Here is a 16,990-nt window from a genome sequence, read left to right as displayed (position 1 = left end):
TCGGGGTTGTCCGCGCCCCGGGTGGTCGTATGGACGGCAGGAGTTCCTGACTCACCCGTCCCCTCGCGGGTACGGGCTCACAGTGGCGGGACCGCGCCGGAATCTCACCGGGCTTCCTCCCCGGGGTCCTGGGACCCCATGCCGATCTGCATCCTAGATCGTGCGGTCTCCGGGCCGGAGGGAGCCGGAGGGTCGGCCGGATCACACTCGGTGGCCGCCCGGTTCCCCGTGGGTATGCTCGCCGCCATGCCGCCCACCCCGCCCCCACCGCCCGAACCGGGCGAAGCTCGCATACGGGACCGTGGCGACGCCTGCCCCGGGGCGCTGCGCCTGCACCCCGCCGACGACGGCCGCCTGGCCCGACTGCGGCTGCCCGCAGGGCGCCTGACGGACCATCAGGCCGAAGTCCTGGCCCGCGCCGCCGAGACCCTCGGCGACGGGCGGATCAGCATCACCTCGCGCGGCAACGCGGAGCTGCGCGGCCTCGCCGACGACTGCGGTGCGGAGCTCGCGGCGCTCCTCGCCGGGGCGGGCCTGCTGCCCTCCCCCACCCACGAACGCGTCCGCAACATCGTCGCCTCCCCGGCCTCCGGCCTCGACGGACTCGGGTACGCCGACGTGCAGTTGTGGGCGCGCGCCCTGGACACCGCCCTGTGCGCCGAACCCCGGGCCGCGTCCCTTTCGGGACGGTTCCTGTTCCTCCTGGACGACGGGCGCGGGGACGTCGCCGGACTCGGCGGCGATGTGAGCTTGGTCGCAGGACCGGGCGGGACCGTCCTGCTGTGGCTGGGCGCGCGGGTCTTCCGCCTCGCCGCCGACGACGCCGTCCGCGCCGCCCTCACCGCCGCCCTCGCGTTCCTCGACGCCGCCGAGGCCGCCGGGAACGGCGCCTGGCGGCCGCGCGAACTGCCCGAAGGGCACGAGCCCGACTGGGCCGGGGCCCTCGCCCGGGCCGGGATCCCGGCGGAGCCCGTACCCGCACCGCCGCTCCCCGCGTCCCCGCCGCCCCCGCCCGGGCCGCTCGGCGAGCGCGCCCTGCACGTCCTCGCCCCGCTCGGCCGGCTGACCGCCGCCCAGCTGCGGGCCCTGCTGCCCGCCGACGAGATCCGGCTCACGCCCTGGCGCGGAGCGGTCGTCACCACCGAACCCGGCAGGCTCGCCGCACTGGAGGCGCACGGCCTGATAACCCGCCCCGACGCACCCCTGGCCGGGGTCACCGCCTGCACCGGACGCCCCGGGTGCGCCAAGTCCCTCGCCGACGTCCGGGCGGACGCCCTCGCCGCGCCCCCCGGGCCGGGGCCCGTGCACTTCTCCGGATGCGCGCGCCGCTGCGGGCACCCGTACGGCGCCTGGACCGGCGTCCTCGCCACCGGCGACGACACCTATCTGGTGGACGGCGCCCCCACCCCCCGTACCTCCCTGACCGCAGCAGTCGCGGCGGCCCGCGGCCTGCCGACCCACACGAGATGAGCGAGAGCACCAGGATGTTCGACTACGAGAAGGACGGGGCGGAGATCTACCGCCGGTCCTTTGCCACCATCCGCGCCGAGGCGGATCTGGCGGGCCTGCCCGCCGACGTCGCCCAGGTGGCGGTCCGGATGATCCACGCCTGCGGCATGACCGACCTCGTGCAGGACATCGCGTACTCCCCCGGGGTCGTCGCGGACGCCCGCGCGGCCCTCCGCGCCGGTGCGCCGATCCTCTGCGACGCGCAGATGGTCGCGAGCGGCGTCACCCGCAAGCGGCTGCCCGCCGACAACGAGGTGATCTGCGCGCTCTCGGACCCGGCCGTGCCCGGCCTCGCCGCCGAACTCGGCACCACCCGCTCCGCCGCCGCCCTCGAACTCTGGCGGGACCGCCTCGAAGGCTCCGTCGTCGCCATCGGCAACGCGCCCACCGCCCTCTTCCACCTCCTGGAGATGGTCGCGAAGGGCGGGCCCCGCCCGGCGGCCGTCCTCGGCATACCGGTCGGCTTCATCGGCGCCGCGGAGTCCAAGGACGCCCTGGCCGCCCAGGACCTCGGCCTCGAATACCTCGTCGTACGGGGCCGGCGCGGCGGCAGCGCGATGACCGCCGCCGCGATCAACGCCATCGCCCACGAAGCGGAGATCCAGGCATGAGCGGGACCGAGGACACGACCGGGCCGGGGCGCACGCGCGCGACGGACGACGGGGGCACGACCGTGACCGGCAAGCTGTACGGCGTCGGGCTCGGGCCCGGCGATCCGGACCTGATGACCGTGGCGGCCGTGAAGGCCATCGCCGCCGCCGACGTCGTCGCCTACCACTCGGCCCGCCACGGCCGTTCCATCGCCCGCTCGATCGCCGCCGGACACCTCCGCGAGGACCACATCGAGGAGCGGCTGATGTACCCGCTCACGGTGGAGACCACGGACCACCCCGGCGGCTACCGGGGCGCCCTCGACGACTTCTACGAGGAGGCCGCGGCCCGCCTCGCCGCCCACCTCGACGCGGGCCGCACGGTCGCCGTCCTCGCCGAGGGCGACCCGCTGTTCTACGGCTCGTACCAGCACATGCACAAGCGGCTCGCCGACCGCTACGACACCATCGTCATCCCCGGTGTCACCTCGGTCAGCGCCGCCGCGGCCCGGCTCGGCGAACCGCTGTGCGAGGCCGAGGAAGTCCTCACGATCATCCCCGGCACCCTGCCCGAGGACGAGCTGACGGCCCGGCTCGCGGGCACCGACTCGGCGGTCGTGATGAAGCTCGGCCGCACCTTCCCCACCGTGCGGCGGGCCCTGGAGCGGGCCGGCCGGCTCGACGACGCCCGCTATGTGGAGCGCGCGTTCATGAAGGGCGAGCGCACCGGCGAACTCGCCGCCGTCGACCCCGAGTCCGTCCCCTACTTCTCGGTGGCCGTCCTGCCCTCCCGGATCGACGCCACGCCCCCCGTACGGGACCAGGGCGAGGTCGTCGTCGTCGGCACCGGCCCCGCCGGGGCACCCTGGCTCACCCCCGAGTCGCGCGGCGCGCTCGTCAACGCCGACGTGCTCGTCGGCTACACCACCTATCTGGACCGCGTACCGGTGCTGCGCCCCGGCCAGATCCGGCACGGCTCCGACAACAAGGTCGAGTCCGAGCGCGCCGAGTTCGCCCTCGACCTGGCCCGCCGCGGCCACCGGGTCGCGGTCGTCTCCGGCGGCGACCCGGGCGTCTTCGCGATGGCCACGGCCGTCCTGGAGGTCGCCTGCGAGCCGCAGTACGCCGCCGTACCCGTACGGGTCCTCCCCGGGGTGACCGCCGCCAACGCGGCGGCCGCCGCCGCGGGCGCCCCGCTCGGCCACGACTACGCCACGATCTCCCTCTCCGACCGGCTCAAGCCCTGGGACGTCATCGAGACCCGGCTGCGCGCCGCGGCCGGCGCGGACCTGGTCCTCGCCCTGTACAACCCGGGCTCCAAGTCCCGTACGCACCAGGTGGCGGCCGCCCGCGACCTCCTCCTGGAGCTGCGTCCCCCGGAGACCCCGGTGGTCGTCGCCCGCGACGTCGGCGGCCCCGAGCAGTCGGTACGGGTAGTCACCCTGAAGACCCTGGAGCCGTCCGAGGTCGACATGCGCACCCTGCTCCTCATCGGCTCCTCGCAGACCCGCGCGGTGGAACGGGCGGACGGCCGCACGATCACCTGGACGCCGCGCCGGTACGGGTGACCTGCGGGAACCCAGAGGACGCTAGGGCCCGGTGCGGGTGAAGGTGCCCAGGCCCTCCTGGTCCAGGTACTCCACCCGGACCGACTTCCCGTCCGGGGAGAACGTGACGCCGGTGAGACCGACGGCGTTCTCCCCGCGCGTGGCGAAGCTGAACGTGTCGCCGTCGTAGTGCGTCAGCCGGTACGACTGGGGCTCGGGCTCCGGCCCGAGTCGCAGCACCAGGCCGCCGTCGTCGCCCTGGGACACCGTCATCCGGCCGTAGTAGGCGCTGGTGTACGTACCGGTGTAGGCGCTGTCCGCCTTCGCGGGCGCGGCCTGGGCGGGCGGCTTCGCGTAGTCCGTGGGCGAGCGGGCGGCGTCGGCCTCCTGCTCGTACAGCCCGTTGACGAGCGGCAGCCAGTCCCTGCTGGGCTTTCCCTCCTGCGCGGTGTCGAAGAAGTCGAGGGCGACGGCGTCCGCGACACCGGCGGGCGCGCCGTTGGTGAGGACGACGATGCCGAGCTGTTCGCCCGGCAGCATCGTGACGTTGGTGTGCGCGCCGAGCGCGAACGCGCCGGTGTGCGAGAGGCGCAGCCGGCCCTCGTCGTCGTACGACACGTTCCAGCCGAGGCCGTAGAAGCCGGTCCGGGCGGCCGGGGCGTGCGCCGGGTTGGCGACGGACTCGGGGTGGTGGGTGAGGTCGAGGGCGTCCTCGGCGATGATCCGGCGCCCGTCGAGGCTGCCGTTCGCGAGCTGGAGCCGCAGCCAGGTCGCCATGTCGCGGGCCGAGGAGCTGACGCCGCCGGCGGGGGACTGGGCGTCCGGGTCGCGCACGTACAGCGCCTTCCAGGTCCCGTCGGCCTCCTTGACGTGGCCGTGGGCGCGGTCGGGGTTGGAGACGAAGTCCTCGAAGCGGGAGCTGGTGTGGTTCATCCCGGCGGGCTTGTAGAGGGTGTCCTCGGCGAGCTTCGCCCAGGGCACGCCCTTCTCGGCGGCCACGGCCTCGGCCGCCGCCGTCAGGCCGAAGTTGGTGTAGGCGTAGCTCGCGCGGAACGGTGTCAGGGGCTCGTACCGCAGGTGGGACAGGATGTAGTCCTGGTCGTAGCCGAGGTCCTCCAGGAGGTCGCCGGCGTGGTCGGGCAGACCGCTGCGGTGCGAGAACAGGTCGGCGGCCGTCACATGGGACGTCACCCAGGGGTCCTTGAGCCGGAACTCGGGGAGTTCGGGGTTGACGGGCTTCTGCCAGCCCTCCACGCCGACCGCCCCCGAGACGATCGTGGAGGCGATCGGCTTGGACACGGAGGCCAGTTGGAAGACGGTGTCGGCGTCGATCCGGGCCGGTTTGCCGACCTCGCGCACCCCGTACCCCTTGAGGTGGACGACCTTGTCCTCGTAGACGACGGCGACGGACACCCCGGGGACGCCGGTCCGCTTCATCAGGTCCGCGACGCTCCCGTCGAGCCGGTCGACGGCCCGGTCCACGTCGGCCCGGTCGAGGGACGGCGGGGGCTGGGCCGGGGGTGGCTCGGGGGTGGGGGTGGGACCGGTCGCGGAGACCAGACCCCATACGGTCACGAACCCCGCTGTCGCCAGCCATCGGACGGTATCCACCCCTCCATTGAACGCCCGGGCCGGACGGTTGTCGCGCGGGGGAAGGGGGCGTGGGGAACGCGCCGGGACGGCGGAGAACCGGCCCGGCGGCGGCCCGGAAAGGGCTCAGGAGCGGCCCGGAAGAACCCGTCGGAGCGGTGGGGAAACGGCCCGGAAGAACCCGCTGTCGTGGTGGCGGTGGGGATGGGTAGAGTCCCGTTCCGGCCGTTGGCCGTTCCCCCCTCGCACCACCGTTCCCCCAACGCCTCACCTGTGTCCCGTAGGTCCGGAAAGGGCCCCTCTGCCTGTGACGACTTCCTCTGTTACGGCGACCCGGCGGGCGTCACGCTGCCCGTCGACAACTTCTCCGCCCGCTGGTCGATGACCCGGGACTTCGGCTCCGGCGGCCCGTTCCAGTTCGCCGTCGAGGCGCAGGACGGGGTCCGCGTCTACCTCGACGGCGTCCGCAGGATCGACCTGTGGCGGAACGTCTCCACCACCCAGAAGAAGATCGTCGCCCTGACGGTCCCGGCCGGACGGCACTCGATCCGGGTGGACTACGCGGCCTGGACCGGCGCCGCGAACATCAAGTTCGCCTACGCGCCGAACACTTCGGCCACCGTGGACAAGGTCCGCCCGCTCGCGCCGACCGGCGCGTCCCTCGCGTACGACCGCGCCCTCGACAAGGTCACCCTGAAGTGGGCCGCCAACAAGGAGATGGACCAGGCCGGTTACCGCCTCTACCGGCGGCTGCCCACCACCGCGTGGGCCAGGGTCAGCAGCGCGACGGCCCTGATCACCGGCACCTCGTACGTCACCTACCCGCCCGCCACCGGCGAATCGTTCCTGTACGAGCTCCGCGCCGTCGACAGGGCCGGCAACGAGTCCTGGGGCGGCGCCGACCTCACCGTCGCCACGGTCGACCGGACCGCTCCGGCGGCCCCGTCCGGGCTGACGGCGACCGACGCGCGCACCGGTGTCGCCCTCGCCTGGAAGCCCGTCGCGGGCGCCACCCGGTACACCGTCCACCGGCGCCTCGGCGCGGACCCGGCCGCGCCCGTGACCCAGATCGCGACCGGCGTCACCACCACCGCCTGGACCGACGCCACCGCCGCCGAGAACACCGGCTACAGCTACTGGGTCTCGGCCGCGGACGCCGCCGGGAACGTCTCGGCCCGCACCGCCGTCACCGCGGCCCACGGCGACTACGCCCCCGGCGCGCCGACCGGCCTGACGGCCCGGGACGGCACCCCGGCCGGTGTCGTCCTCGACTGGGCCGCGCCCGCCGCCCCCGACGTGGTCTCCTACCGCGTCCACCGGGACGGCGTGCTGTGGACCACGGTCCACGAGCGCACGTACACCGACCGTTCCGCCGCGTACGGGACGACGTACCGGTACACGGTCACCGCCGTGGACGGTGCCGGGAACGAGTCCGCCGCCGCGGAGGCCTCGCTCACCACCCGGGGCGACCTCGTCGCCCCCGCCGCCGTCACCGGACTCCGGGGCACCGCCCGCGAGGACGGCGTCCTCCTGGAGTGGGACGCGAGCACGGAACCCGACCTGGAGCGGTACGACCTCTACAAGGCCGAGTTCTGGCCCGACGAGGAGGAGCCGGGCGGCGGCGTGTGGGTCTACCACCACGTCGACTACCTCGCGGCCGCCGCGACCTCGCACCTCTTCCCGTCCACGCAGGACGGCGACCGGTACCGGTTCGCGGTCGTCGCCGTCGACACGTGGGGCAACAGCCTCGCCACGGACATCGAGAAGGCGTCCTGGGTCGAGGTCCCGGAGCTCGACGCACCCACGGAGGGCTGACGGACCGGCCGGGACCGGCCGGGGCTCAGCGCTCCCGGCGCACCCAGGCGGCGGCCTCCTCCGGGGTCGCCGCCACCGGGACGCCCTCCGGGACCGGGGGGCGGCGGACCACGACGACCGGAAGGCCCGCCTCGCGGGCCGCCGTGAGTTTCGGGGCGGTCGCCGTGCCGCCGCTGTCCTTCGTCACCAGCACGTCGATCCGGTGCCGGGCCAGGATCTCCCGCTCGCCGTCCAGGGTGAACGGCCCCCGGTCGAGCAACACCTCGGTGCGGGCCGGCACCGGGGCCTCGGGGGCGTCCACCGAGCGGACCAGGAACCGGTGCGGGAGGTCCGCGAAGGCCGCGAGGCCCATCCGGCCCGTCGTCAGGAACACCCGCTCCCCCAGGCCGTCGAGCGCCTCGGCCGCCGCCGCCAGGGACGGCACGGACAGCCAGCGGTCCCCGTCCACCGGGACCCAGCCGGGACGGCGCAGCGCCAGCAGGGGAACATGGGCGGTGGCGGCCGCCCCGGCCGCGTTGAAGCTGATCCGCCCGGCGAAGGGATGCGTGGCGTCGATGACCGCGTCCACCCCGTGCGCGCCGATCCACTCCACGAGCCCCTCGACGCCGCCGAACCCGCCGATCCGCACCTCGCCCTCGGGCAGCCGGGGGCTCGCCACCCGCCCCGCGAGGGAGCTGGTCACCCGGACCTCGCCGTGCAGCAGCCCGGCCAGGGCGCGGGCCTCGGTGGTCCCCCCGAGAATGAGTATGTGCACAGGAGCCCCTTCGTGACTTCAGGCGGCGGGCGTGAGGCCCAACTCAAGCACACCGGCCTCCGGCCGGGCTGGACCACGGGCGCCTGCGCGACGGCCGCCACGACGGCCGCGTACACCGCCCTGCTGACCGGCGAATTCCCCGACCCGGTGACCGTGACCCTGCCCAAGGGGCAGACCCCGTCCTTCGCGCTCACGGCGGAACGGCTGTCCGGCGGTACGGCCATGGCGGCCGTCACCAAGGACGCGGGCGACGACCCGGACGTCACGCACGGGGCCGTGATCCGCTCGACGGTACGGCTCCTCCCGCCGGGCTCCGGCGTGGTCTTCCGGGCGGGCGAGGGCGTCGGCACGGTCACCCTGCCGGGGCTGCCCCTGGAGGTGGGCGAACCGGCGATCAACCCCGTACCCCGGCAGCTGATGCGGGAGCACGTGGCGGAGGTCGCGGCCCGGCACGGCGGTGCCGGGGACGTCGAGATCACCGTGTCCGTCGACGGCGGCGCGGAGATCGCCCGTTCCACGTGGAACCCCCGCATCGGCATCCTGGGCGGTCTGTCGATCCTCGGCACGACGGGGATCGTGGTCCCGTACTCGTGTTCGGCCTGGATCGACTCGATCCGCCGGGGCGTGGACGTGGCCCGCGCGGGCGGCCTCACGCACGTGGCCGGGTGCACCGGCTCGACCTCGGAGCGGACGGTGGCGACGCTCTACGACCTGCCGGAGATCGCGCTCCTCGACATGGGCGACTTCGCGGGCGCGGTCCTCAAGTACGTGCGCCGCCACCCGGTCGACCGCCTCACGATCTGCGGCGGTTTCGCGAAGCTCTCCAAGCTCGCGGCGGGCCATCTGGACCTGCACTCGGCGCGCTCCCAGGTCGACAAGGGCTTCCTCGCGGACCTGGCCGTCACCGGCGGCGCCTCGGAGTCCCTGGCGGCGGAGATCGCCGGGGCGAACACGGGCCTGGCAGCGCTCCGCCTCTGCGAGGCGGCCGGCGTCCCCCTCGGCGACCTGGTCGCCGCCCGCGCCCGCGACGAGGCCCTGGCGGTCCTCAGGGGCGCACCGGTGGCGGTCGACGTGGTCTGCATCGACCGGGCGGGCACGGTGGTGGGCCGATCGGAGACGGCGGGGCCTCCCCCCGTCCGTCAGGCCGCCGGGTAGCCGGTCTCCGCGATGTCCTCCGCCAGCTCGGTGAGGTCCGTCTCCGGGTTCAGGGACGCCACGACCTCCGCCGTCAGCGGGCGCAGGGCCAGGACGTGGCGTACCGCCCCGATGTCCACCGTGCGCTCGTAGTAGTCCGAGGCCCACTCCGCGTACGCCTCCGCCGTGCGGTCCGTCAGGAGGCGGAGGAGGGTGGCGGAGCCGTCCGGGTCCGGGTGGTCCCCCAGGTCCGGGTAGGCGACCTCGCCCGTGTGCCAGGCGGTGTCCGCGGTCTCGCGCCACAGGCAGGCGGTGGTCACGTGCACGTCGTCCTCGTCCATGAACGCGGGCTCGGCCAGGTACTCCGAGAAGACCTCCGGCACCGCGTCGAGCACCCCCGGCCACGTCTTCCCGTCCGCGAGCGGCCCGTAGGGGCTCAGCGGCGACTCGTGGTCGAAGACGCGGGCGTACGCCCCCGCGGGGGAGAGGACGATCGTGTACTCGCCGCCCGAGCCGTCCCGCATGGACGCCAGCTGCTCGTCCTCCGACCAGTGCGCGTCGAAGGAGTAGTACCGCCCCTCCCAGGCCGGGCTCAGGATCGCGTCGAGCATCGCGAGCCCCCGGGAGTGGTCGCGCAGTTCCTCGATGCCCGGCAGCGCCCGGGCCACGTCGTAGACAGTCACGTCTCCATGAGACCGCACGGCTCCGGCGGCCGACATGCGGGGCCCCCGCCCCGAACCTAGGCTGGCCGGGACACGCCCCCCGAGCGAGAGGGAGTCCCATGGCCAAGCGAGGCAACAAGCGGCGCGCGCGGAAGAAGAAGAACGCGAACCACGGCAAGCGGCCGAACGCCTGACGTCCACGCGGCGGGGCCCCCCGGACGTCTCAGCAGGTGTGGCGGTCCCGGGCCGGGTCGTACAGGTGGCTGTCGCGGAACTCCGAGGCCGCGAGCGTGCGGCCGACCAGGATCACCGCCGTCTTCGTGATGCCCGCCGCCTTCGTCTGCGCGGCGATGTCGTCGAGGGTGCCCCGCAGGACCACCTCGTCGGGCCGGCTGGCCATCGCCACGACCGCGGCCGGGCAGTCGGTGCCGTAGTGCGGGACGAGTTCGGCGACGACCCGGTCGACGTAGCGGGCGGCGAGGTGCAGGACGAGCAGCGCGCCGCTGCGGCCCAGCGTCGCCAGGTCCTCGCCCTCCGGCATCGGGGTGGCCTGCTGCGCGATCCGGGTGAGGACGACCGTCTGGCCGACCGTGGGGACGGTCAGCTCCCGCTTGAGCGCGGCGGCGGCGGCCGCGAAGGCCGGGACGCCGGGCACGACCTCGTACGGGATGCCCGCGGCGTCCAGCCGCCGCATCTGTTCGGCCATCGCGCTGAACACGGACGGGTCGCCGGAGTGCAGCCGCGCCACGTCCTGCCCGGCCTCGTGCGCCGCCGCGATCTCGGCGACGATCTGGTCGAGGTCCATCCGGGCCGTGTCGACGAGCTTCGCGTCCGGCGGGCACTCGGCGAGCAGTTCGGTGGGGACGAGGGAGCCCGCGTAGAGGCAGACCCCGCACGCCGCGAGGGTCCTCGCCCCGCGCACGGTGATGAGGTCGGCCGCGCCGGGCCCCGCGCCGATGAAGTAGACGGTCATCCCTCTTCAGAACCTTTCGTTACGGACCACTGCGTGACGGGCATGGCCTGGCGCCAGCCGGTGAAGCCGCCGACGGGGACGGCGGTGGCGACCGCGAGCCGGACGAGTTCGCCGCCGTGGCGGCGGTAGCGGTCGGCGAGCAGCGCCTCGGACTCCAGCGTCACGGTGTTGGCGACGAGCCGGCCGCCGGGCTGCAGGGCCTCCCAGCAGGTGTCGAGGAGGCCGGGGGCGGTGAGGCCGCCGCCGATGAAGACCGCGGACGGTCCTTCCAGACCGGACAGCACGGCCGGCGCCGGGCCGGTGACGACCTTCAGGCCCGGTACGCCGAGGGCGTCGGCGTTGCGGGCGATGCGGGCGGCCCGCTCGGGGGACTTCTCGACGGTGACCGCCCGGCAGGAGCGGTGGGCCCGCATCCACTCGATGCCGATCGAGCCGGAGCCGCCGCCGATGTCCCAGAGGAGTTCGCCGGGCGCGGGGGCGAGCGCGGCGAGGGTCGCCGCGCGCACGTACCGCTTGGTGAGCTGCCCGTCGTGCTCGTACGCCTCGTCGGGCAGTCCGGGCACGGCACCGAGCCGGAGCGCCTCCGGGCCGCGTACGCAGTCGAGCGCGAGGACGTTGAGGGGGTCGGTCCGCTCGTACGGCCAGTCGGCGGCGGTCCCGTCGAGGATCCGCTCGGCGGGGCCGCCGAGCTGTTCGAGGACGCGGAGGCGGGTGCCGCCCCAGCCGGTGTCCCTGAGCAGGGCCGCGACCAGCGCGGGGGTCCCGGCGCCTTCGCTGAGGACGAGCAGGCGGCGGCCGTCGTGGAGGGCGGCGGAGAGCGCGGCGAGCGGCCGGGCCACGAGGGAGACGGTCTCGACGGCCTCCAGCGGCCAGCCGAGGCGGGCGCAGGCGTACGAGACGGAGGAGGGGTGCGGGTGGACGCGGAGGCGCTCGGCGCCGGCGACGTCGGCGAGGGTGCGGGCGATGCCGTGGAAGGAGGGGTCTCCGCTGGCGAGGACGGCGATCTCGCGGCCCTCGTGGGCGGCGAGCAGTCCGGGGACGGCGGGGCGGAGCGGGGAGGGCCAGGTGATCCGCTCGCCGGGGCAGTCGGCACCGGGGAGGAGGCCGAGCTGGCGGGGGGCGCCGAGCAGGACCTCGGCGGTGCGCAGGACGCGGCGGGAGCTCTCGGGGAGTCCGTCCCAGCCGTCCGCGCCGATTCCGACGACCGCTATCGCACCGTTCACGTCGGGGACTCTACGTGAGGGCCGCCGGCCGGCGGCACGTGGTGGCGCTCACTTCTGGGCGTTCTGCCCCACGTAGAAGAGCAGCCAGACGAAGCCCGCGAAGGCGTGTGTCGCGAAGACGTACACGAAGACGCGGAGCATCACGCCCCGCTCCTTCCAGCGCTCGTTGTCGTACGTCTTCTCCTCGGCCATGCGGTCCAGGGTACGGGCCGGAATAGGACGGGGGGTGGCACCGTTGAGCCGGATGGTTTAAGATTCAACCACAAGTCGGGCAGTAGCCAGGAACCTCGAGAGGTGAGCACGATGCAGTTCGGGATCTTCACCGTCGGCGACGTGACGACCGACCCCACCACCGGCCGCACCCCCACCGAGCACGAGCGCATCAAGAACACCGTTGCCATCGCGCTCAAGGCCGAGGAGGTCGGGCTCGACGTCTTCGCGACCGGCGAGCACCACAACCCGCCGTTCGTGCCGTCCTCCCCCACCACCCTCCTCGGGCACATCGCCGCCCGCACCGAGAACCTGATCCTGTCCACCTCGACGACCCTGATCACCACCAACGACCCGGTGAAGATCGCCGAGGACTACGCGACCCTCCAGCACCTCGCCGACGGACGCGTGGACCTGATGATGGGCCGCGGCAACACGGGCCCGGTCTACCCGTGGTTCGGCCAGGACATCCGCCAGGGCATCCCGCTCGCGATCGAGCACTACGCGCTCCTCCACAAGCTGTGGAGGGAGGACGTGGTCGACTGGGAGGGCAAGTTCCGCAGCGCCCTCCAGGGCTTCACGTCCACCCCCCGCCCGCTCGACGGCGTCCCGCCGTTCGTCTGGCACGGCTCCATCCGCTCCCCCGAGATCGCCGAGCAGGCCGCGTACTACGGCGACGGCTTCTTCGCGAACCACATCTTCTGGCCCAAGCAGCACACCGAGAAGATGGTCCGGCTCTACCGCCAGCGGTACGCCCACTACGGGCACGGCACCCCCGAGCAGGCCATCGTCGGCCTCGGCGGCCAGGTGTTCATGAGGAAGAACTCGCAGGACGCCGTACGGGACTTCCGCCCGTACTTCGACAACGCGCCGGTCTACGGCCACGGCCCCTCCATGGAGGAGTTCACCCGCGAGACCCCGCTGACCGTCGGCTCCCCGCAGGAGGTCATCGAGCGCACCCTGTCGTTCCGCGACTACGTGGGCGACTACCAGCGCCAGCTGTTCCTGGTCGACCACGCCGGACTGCCGCTCAAGACGGTCCTGGAGCAGCTCGACCTGCTCGGCGAGGAGGTCGTCCCGGTGCTCCGCAAGGAGTTCGCGAACCTGCGCCCGGCCGGCGTGCCGGAGAGCGCCCCGCTGCACCCCGCCGTCCTCGCCTCGAAGGAGGTCTGACCCCATGCAGACCCTGAAGCTGGTCGCCGTCTCCGCCGGACTCAGCGCCCCGTCCTCCACCCGGCTGCTCGCCGACCGGCTCCTCCAGGCCGCGCGGTACCGGCTGGCCGAGCAGGAGTACGCCGTCGACGTCCAGGTCGTCGAACTGCGCGACCTGGCCGTCGACATCGCGAAGAACTTCGTCACCGGCTTCCCCTCGGAGAAGCTCCAGGAGGCCATCGACACGGTGACGGGCGCGGACGGCGTCATCGCCGTCAGCCCCGTCTTCACGGCCTCCTACAGCGGTCTGTTCAAGTCGTTCTTCGACCTGATCGACCCGGCCGCGCTGACCGGCACCCCGGTCCTGATCGGGGCGACCGGCGGCACCGCCCGGCACTCCCTGGTCCTCGACCACGCCATGCGGCCGCTCTTCGCCTATCTGCGGGCCCTCGTCGTCCCGACCGCCGTCTACGCGGCCTCGGAGGACTGGGGTTCGGGCGGCGACGAGTTCACCGAGGGCCTGCCCACCCGGATCACCCGGGCGGGCAACGAGTTCGCCGACACGGTCGCGGGGCGCCCCGGCCGCCGGGAGGACGAGGACGAGATCGTCCCGTTCGAGAAGCAGTTGGCCGACCTTCGTCTGGATTGATCGGTTTGTTACGTTGTGGGGGAGGCCCTTCCGGGGGTTCCCGACAGCGAAACGGAGGTCGGCCATGGCCGGCGGCAGGATCGTGGTGGGCGTGGACGGATCGGAGCCCGCTCTGAGGGCGTTGAAGTGGGCGGCCGGGCAGGCCGCCCTGACCGGGGACTCCCTGCAGACGGTGATCAGCTGGGAGTACCCGGCCTCGTGGGCGACGCTGATGCCCGGCGTACCGGCGGAGTTCGACCCCGAGCGGCTCGCGAAGCAGATCCTCGACGAGTCGATCGACCAGACCCTCACCCCGCAGGAGGCCGCCGCCACCACCCGCACGGTGGTCGGCGGCAACGCCCCGCAGGCCCTGCTCGACGCCGCGAAGGGCGCGTCCCTGCTCGTCGTCGGCGACCGGGGGTACAGCGGCTTCAAGGCGGCGATGCTCGGCTCGGTCTCCTCGCACGTCACCCAGCACGCGCCGTGCCCGGTGGTCGTGGTCCGGGGCGAGACGGACGCGTAGGCGACACGGACGCGTAGGCGAGACGGACGCGTGGGCGAGACGGGCGCGTAGGCGACACGGACGCGTGGGCGAGACGGGCGGGCGACCGGCCCCGGCCCCGGCGTCGTGCGCCCGGCCCGCGCCGGGCGCATGATGCCCCCATGGACATCAAGCTGGAACTGGTCGCGGTCCCCGTCACCGATGTCGACCGCGCCAAGGCCTTCTACGAGCGGGTCGGCTTCCACGCCGACCACGACGTGACCGTCAGCGAGGACATCCGCTTCGTCCAGATGACCCCGCCGGGCTCGGCCTGCTCGATCGCCTTCGGCAGGGGGCTCACCGAGATGGCCCCGGGCTCCCTCGACAACATGCAGGTCGTCGTCACCGACATCGAGGAGGCCCACCGCGAGCTCACCGCGCGCGGGATCGAGGTCGGCGAGATCTCGGACCTGCCGTGGGGTTCGTTCGTCTACTTCGCCGACCCGGACGGCAACCGCTGGGCCGTCCAGCAGACGACTCCGCGCGGACGCTAGGGTCGCGCGGGCGGGCCGACCGCGCCGGATCACGAGCGACAACCCGCGGTTGTCGGAGCGACCACCCGGGGTTGTCACTCCCGGACGACCCCGTCTCCCCCGCGCGGCGGAGGCGGACCGGTCGCCGGGGCGACGTGCGGGACCGGCCGCGGCGCGAGGCTGGACGCATGATGAAGCTCAAGGCCCTTCCGGACGTGCCCCGTTGGGCCGTCCTGGCCGCCCACGCCGTCCCCCTCGTCACCCTCCCGTCCGGCCTGTGGCGGATCGCCCTGGTCGCCGGACTCCCGGTCACCCAGGACAGCGGACTCGGCCCCCTCCGTTTCGGGGAGTCGGTGTACGTGGTCTCCCTCAGCGTCGTGTCCGAACTCCTGGCCTTCCTGACCCTGGGGCTCGTCCGCTCCTGGGGCGAGGTCTTCCCCCGCCGGCTGCCGTTCCTCGGCGGACGCCGGGTGAACCCGACGGCCGCGACGGGCGCCGCCCTCGCCGGAGTGGCGGGGCTGTGCGCCATCGCGGGCTGGGGCGCGTACGCCTCCTACGCGGGCCTGGGGCCGGGCGTCCCGGCCTCACCGGCCCAGGACGCCCTGCTGATCGCCTGCTACGCGCCGCTGCTGGCCTGGCCGGTGCTGCTGGCCGCCGTCGCGGTCGCGTACCACCGGCGCCGCCGCCACGGCGGAAGGGGCGGGGCCGGTCAGTACGGCGCGGGGCGGCCCGCCGCGTCCTCGTGGGTGTAGAAGAGGTAGTACGAGCCGGCGGCGGCGACCCCGGCGAAGGTGAGGCCCAGCCCGCTCGACGACAGCACGCTGGCGCCGGACAGGCTGAAGAGGAAACCGGCCGCGATGCCCGTCAGGGTGCCCCAGGCCGCGGCCCGCAGCTCGCGGGGGAGCCGGTGGCCGTAGGCCCGCAGGGCGTACAGGCCACCGGCGAGGACCACGGCCGACACGATGCCGAGCCACAGCTGCCCGAGGGTGGTGGGGCCGCCCTGGCGGGCGACGGTCGCCGCGTAGAGGCCGTACAGGACACCGGTCGTGACCGGGAGCCCCCAGCCGTGCGTACTGAACTGGCGCCGCGTGGGCACCGCTGCGTGTGCGGCCATGGCAGGAGCTCCTTCGCTCTCGCCCCCCTGCTGCTTCCCGCACCCTCCAGGGCACACCCGGGCCCCGCCCGTCGCAACCGGAGGGCGGCGGCGCGGCAGGAGAGCCCGGGTGGGCGCGGTGCCGGAGCGCCGTCGGCCGACCCCGGCGCACCGGGCACAACGACCTCATCGCACCCGGCAGTTGCGGCTGACCTAGGGCCTGTCGTCACACTCCCGTCGTTGACGACAGGCCCTAGCCTGCGGTCATGTACACCGCACGCATCGCCGACACCGAGATCGCCTACGAGGACCGGGGCGAGGGCCCCGCCCTCCTCCTCGTCCACGGCCACCCCTTCGACCACACCATGTGGCAGCCGCAGATCGACCGCTTCTCCCGCACCCACCGGGTGATCGCCCCGGACCTGCGCGGCTACGGCCGCACGCCCCTCGGCGCGAAGCCGGACGCGACCGCCCCCCGCCGCACCCTCCTCGGGGACTTCGCCGAGGACCTCGTCGCCCTCGCCGACCGGCTGGAGGTCGACGGCTTCGTCCTCGCCGGTCTCTCCATGGGCGGCCAGATCGCCATGGAGCTCTACCGCCGCCACCCCGGGCGCGTCCGGGGCCTCGTCCTCGCCGACACCTTCCCCGCCGCCGAGACCGAGGACGGCAGGTCCACCCGCAACGCCATGGCCGACCGGCTGCTCGCCGGCGGCGCGGAGGCGATGCGGGAGTACGCCGACGAGGTGCTGGACCGGATGGTCGCCCCGTACAACACCCACGCGGCCCCGCACGTCCACCGCATGATGCGCTCCAGCGACCCCGCCGGTGCCGCCGCCGCCCTGCGCGGCCGGGCCGAACGCCCCGACTACCGCGAGCTGCTCACCACCGTCTCCGTGCCCGCGCTCGTCGTCGTCGGCCGGGACGACTCCTACACCCCCGTCGCGGACGCCGAGGGCATGCACGCGCTGCTCCCCGACTCCACGCTCGCCGTGATCGAGCGGGCCGCGCACCTGCCCAACCTGGAGCGGACCGAGGAGTTCGACGCCGTACTGGAGAGCTACCTCCGCTCACTCGTTCGGCTCAACTGAACGTTCGG

General features: G+C 74.1%; 18 protein-coding genes and 1 riboswitch. Of the genes, 11 read left to right on the top strand and 7 right to left on the bottom strand.

Going from position 1 to position 16,990, the window contains the following annotated elements; all coding sequences use genetic code 11:
* Positions 1–21 precede the first annotated feature (21 nt).
* Positions 22–147, bottom strand: a riboswitch (cobalamin riboswitch).
* An 87-nt stretch (positions 148–234) separates the two neighbouring features.
* Genes ASD33_RS26505 through ASD33_RS26495 form a run of 3 tightly spaced genes read left to right on the top strand, consistent with a single transcriptional unit; the run spans position 235 to position 3,667 of the window.
* Positions 235–1,470, top strand: a complete 1,236-nt coding sequence (locus ASD33_RS26505; RefSeq protein ID WP_056565751.1) for a cobalamin biosynthesis protein CobG — start codon at positions 235–237, stop codon at positions 1,468–1,470.
* Positions 1,467–2,120 (top strand): precorrin-8X methylmutase, encoded by a 654-nt coding sequence (locus ASD33_RS26500; RefSeq protein ID WP_079045033.1) that lies wholly within the window; start codon positions 1,467–1,469, stop codon positions 2,118–2,120. The genes ASD33_RS26505 and ASD33_RS26500 overlap by 4 nt, the downstream gene beginning before the upstream one ends.
* Complete coding sequence (locus ASD33_RS26495) at positions 2,117–3,667, top strand: precorrin-2 C(20)-methyltransferase (RefSeq protein WP_056565520.1); 1,551 nt, start codon at positions 2,117–2,119, stop codon at positions 3,665–3,667. The genes ASD33_RS26500 and ASD33_RS26495 overlap by 4 nt, the downstream gene beginning before the upstream one ends.
* A 21-nt stretch (positions 3,668–3,688) precedes the next feature.
* Here the strand turns inward: ASD33_RS26495 and ASD33_RS26490 are convergent, their stop codons facing one another.
* A complete protein-coding gene (locus ASD33_RS26490; RefSeq protein ID WP_242427274.1) occupies positions 3,689–5,221 on the bottom strand; it encodes a serine hydrolase in 1,533 nt (510 codons plus the stop codon).
* 288 nt (positions 5,222–5,509) lie between these two features.
* On the opposite strand from ASD33_RS26490, the gene ASD33_RS26485 reads away from it, so the two are divergent.
* Positions 5,510–7,051, top strand: a complete 1,542-nt coding sequence (locus ASD33_RS26485) for a PA14 domain-containing protein (RefSeq protein WP_056565513.1) — start codon at positions 5,510–5,512, stop codon at positions 7,049–7,051.
* 25 nt (positions 7,052–7,076) lie between these two features.
* Here ASD33_RS26485 and ASD33_RS26480 read toward each other — a convergent pair whose 3' ends face one another.
* On the bottom strand, positions 7,077–7,805 hold the full coding sequence (locus tag ASD33_RS26480) for a cobalt-precorrin-6A reductase (protein WP_056565510.1): 729 nt from the start codon (positions 7,803–7,805) through the stop codon (positions 7,077–7,079).
* Between the two features lie 12 nt (positions 7,806–7,817).
* Between ASD33_RS26480 and ASD33_RS26475 the strand changes: the two genes are divergently transcribed.
* Positions 7,818–8,960 (top strand): cobalt-precorrin-5B (C(1))-methyltransferase, encoded by a 1,143-nt coding sequence (locus ASD33_RS26475; protein ID WP_056565508.1) that lies wholly within the window; start codon positions 7,818–7,820, stop codon positions 8,958–8,960.
* Here the strand turns inward: ASD33_RS26475 and ASD33_RS26470 are convergent.
* From ASD33_RS26470 to ASD33_RS35870, 4 genes are all read right to left on the bottom strand, one after another.
* Positions 8,945–9,658 (bottom strand): hypothetical protein, encoded by a 714-nt coding sequence (locus ASD33_RS26470; protein WP_056565506.1) that lies wholly within the window; start codon positions 9,656–9,658, stop codon positions 8,945–8,947. The genes ASD33_RS26475 and ASD33_RS26470 overlap by 16 nt on opposite strands.
* A 166-nt stretch (positions 9,659–9,824) precedes the next feature.
* Positions 9,825–10,574 (bottom strand): precorrin-4 C(11)-methyltransferase, encoded by a 750-nt coding sequence (cobM, locus tag ASD33_RS26465; RefSeq protein ID WP_056565504.1) that lies wholly within the window; start codon positions 10,572–10,574, stop codon positions 9,825–9,827.
* Complete coding sequence (locus ASD33_RS26460) at positions 10,571–11,797, bottom strand: bifunctional cobalt-precorrin-7 (C(5))-methyltransferase/cobalt-precorrin-6B (C(15))-methyltransferase (RefSeq protein WP_056565501.1); 1,227 nt, start codon at positions 11,795–11,797, stop codon at positions 10,571–10,573. Before ASD33_RS26460 ends, cobM begins: the two co-directional genes overlap by 4 nt.
* A 48-nt stretch (positions 11,798–11,845) precedes the next feature.
* Positions 11,846–11,989, bottom strand: coding sequence for a DUF6126 family protein (locus ASD33_RS35870; protein ID WP_189508452.1), 144 nt, complete (start codon positions 11,987–11,989; stop codon positions 11,846–11,848).
* 111 nt (positions 11,990–12,100) lie between these two features.
* Here ASD33_RS35870 and ASD33_RS26455 point away from each other — a divergent pair, with 111 nt between their 5' ends.
* The 5 genes from ASD33_RS26455 (at position 12,101) to ASD33_RS26435 (ending at position 15,553) form a co-directional block, all read left to right on the top strand.
* The gene (locus ASD33_RS26455) at positions 12,101–13,180 is read left to right on the top strand and encodes an LLM class flavin-dependent oxidoreductase (RefSeq protein ID WP_056565748.1); all 1,080 of its coding nucleotides are present in this window, start codon (positions 12,101–12,103) and stop codon (positions 13,178–13,180) included.
* Positions 13,181–13,184: 4 nt separating this feature from the next.
* Positions 13,185–13,808, top strand: a complete 624-nt coding sequence (locus ASD33_RS26450; RefSeq protein ID WP_056565499.1) for an FMN reductase — start codon at positions 13,185–13,187, stop codon at positions 13,806–13,808.
* Between the two features lie 64 nt (positions 13,809–13,872).
* Positions 13,873–14,310, top strand: a complete 438-nt coding sequence (locus ASD33_RS26445; protein ID WP_056565497.1) for a universal stress protein — start codon at positions 13,873–13,875, stop codon at positions 14,308–14,310.
* A 140-nt stretch (positions 14,311–14,450) separates the two neighbouring features.
* Entirely contained in the window at positions 14,451–14,822 is a 372-nt protein-coding gene (locus ASD33_RS26440) for a VOC family protein (protein ID WP_056565494.1), read from the top strand.
* A gap of 167 nt (positions 14,823–14,989) precedes the next feature.
* Positions 14,990–15,553, top strand: coding sequence for a hypothetical protein (locus ASD33_RS26435; RefSeq protein WP_063992038.1), 564 nt, complete (start codon positions 14,990–14,992; stop codon positions 15,551–15,553).
* Here the strand turns inward: ASD33_RS26435 and ASD33_RS26430 are convergent.
* Entirely contained in the window at positions 15,511–15,915 is a 405-nt protein-coding gene (locus ASD33_RS26430; protein ID WP_056565491.1) for a hypothetical protein, read from the bottom strand. The genes ASD33_RS26435 and ASD33_RS26430 overlap by 43 nt on opposite strands.
* Positions 15,916–16,160: 245 nt before the next feature.
* Between ASD33_RS26430 and ASD33_RS26425 the strand changes: the two genes are divergently transcribed.
* The gene (locus ASD33_RS26425; RefSeq protein ID WP_056565488.1) at positions 16,161–16,982 is read left to right on the top strand and encodes an alpha/beta hydrolase; all 822 of its coding nucleotides are present in this window, start codon (positions 16,161–16,163) and stop codon (positions 16,980–16,982) included.
* The last annotated feature ends 8 nt before the right edge of the window (positions 16,983–16,990 follow it).

The organism is Streptomyces sp. Root1304 (genome assembly GCF_001426405.1).
GTDB lineage: Bacteria > Actinomycetota > Actinomycetes > Streptomycetales > Streptomycetaceae > Streptomyces.
Note: the sequence above shows the minus strand (reverse complement) of the source record. Positions and strands in the feature narration are given on the sequence as shown.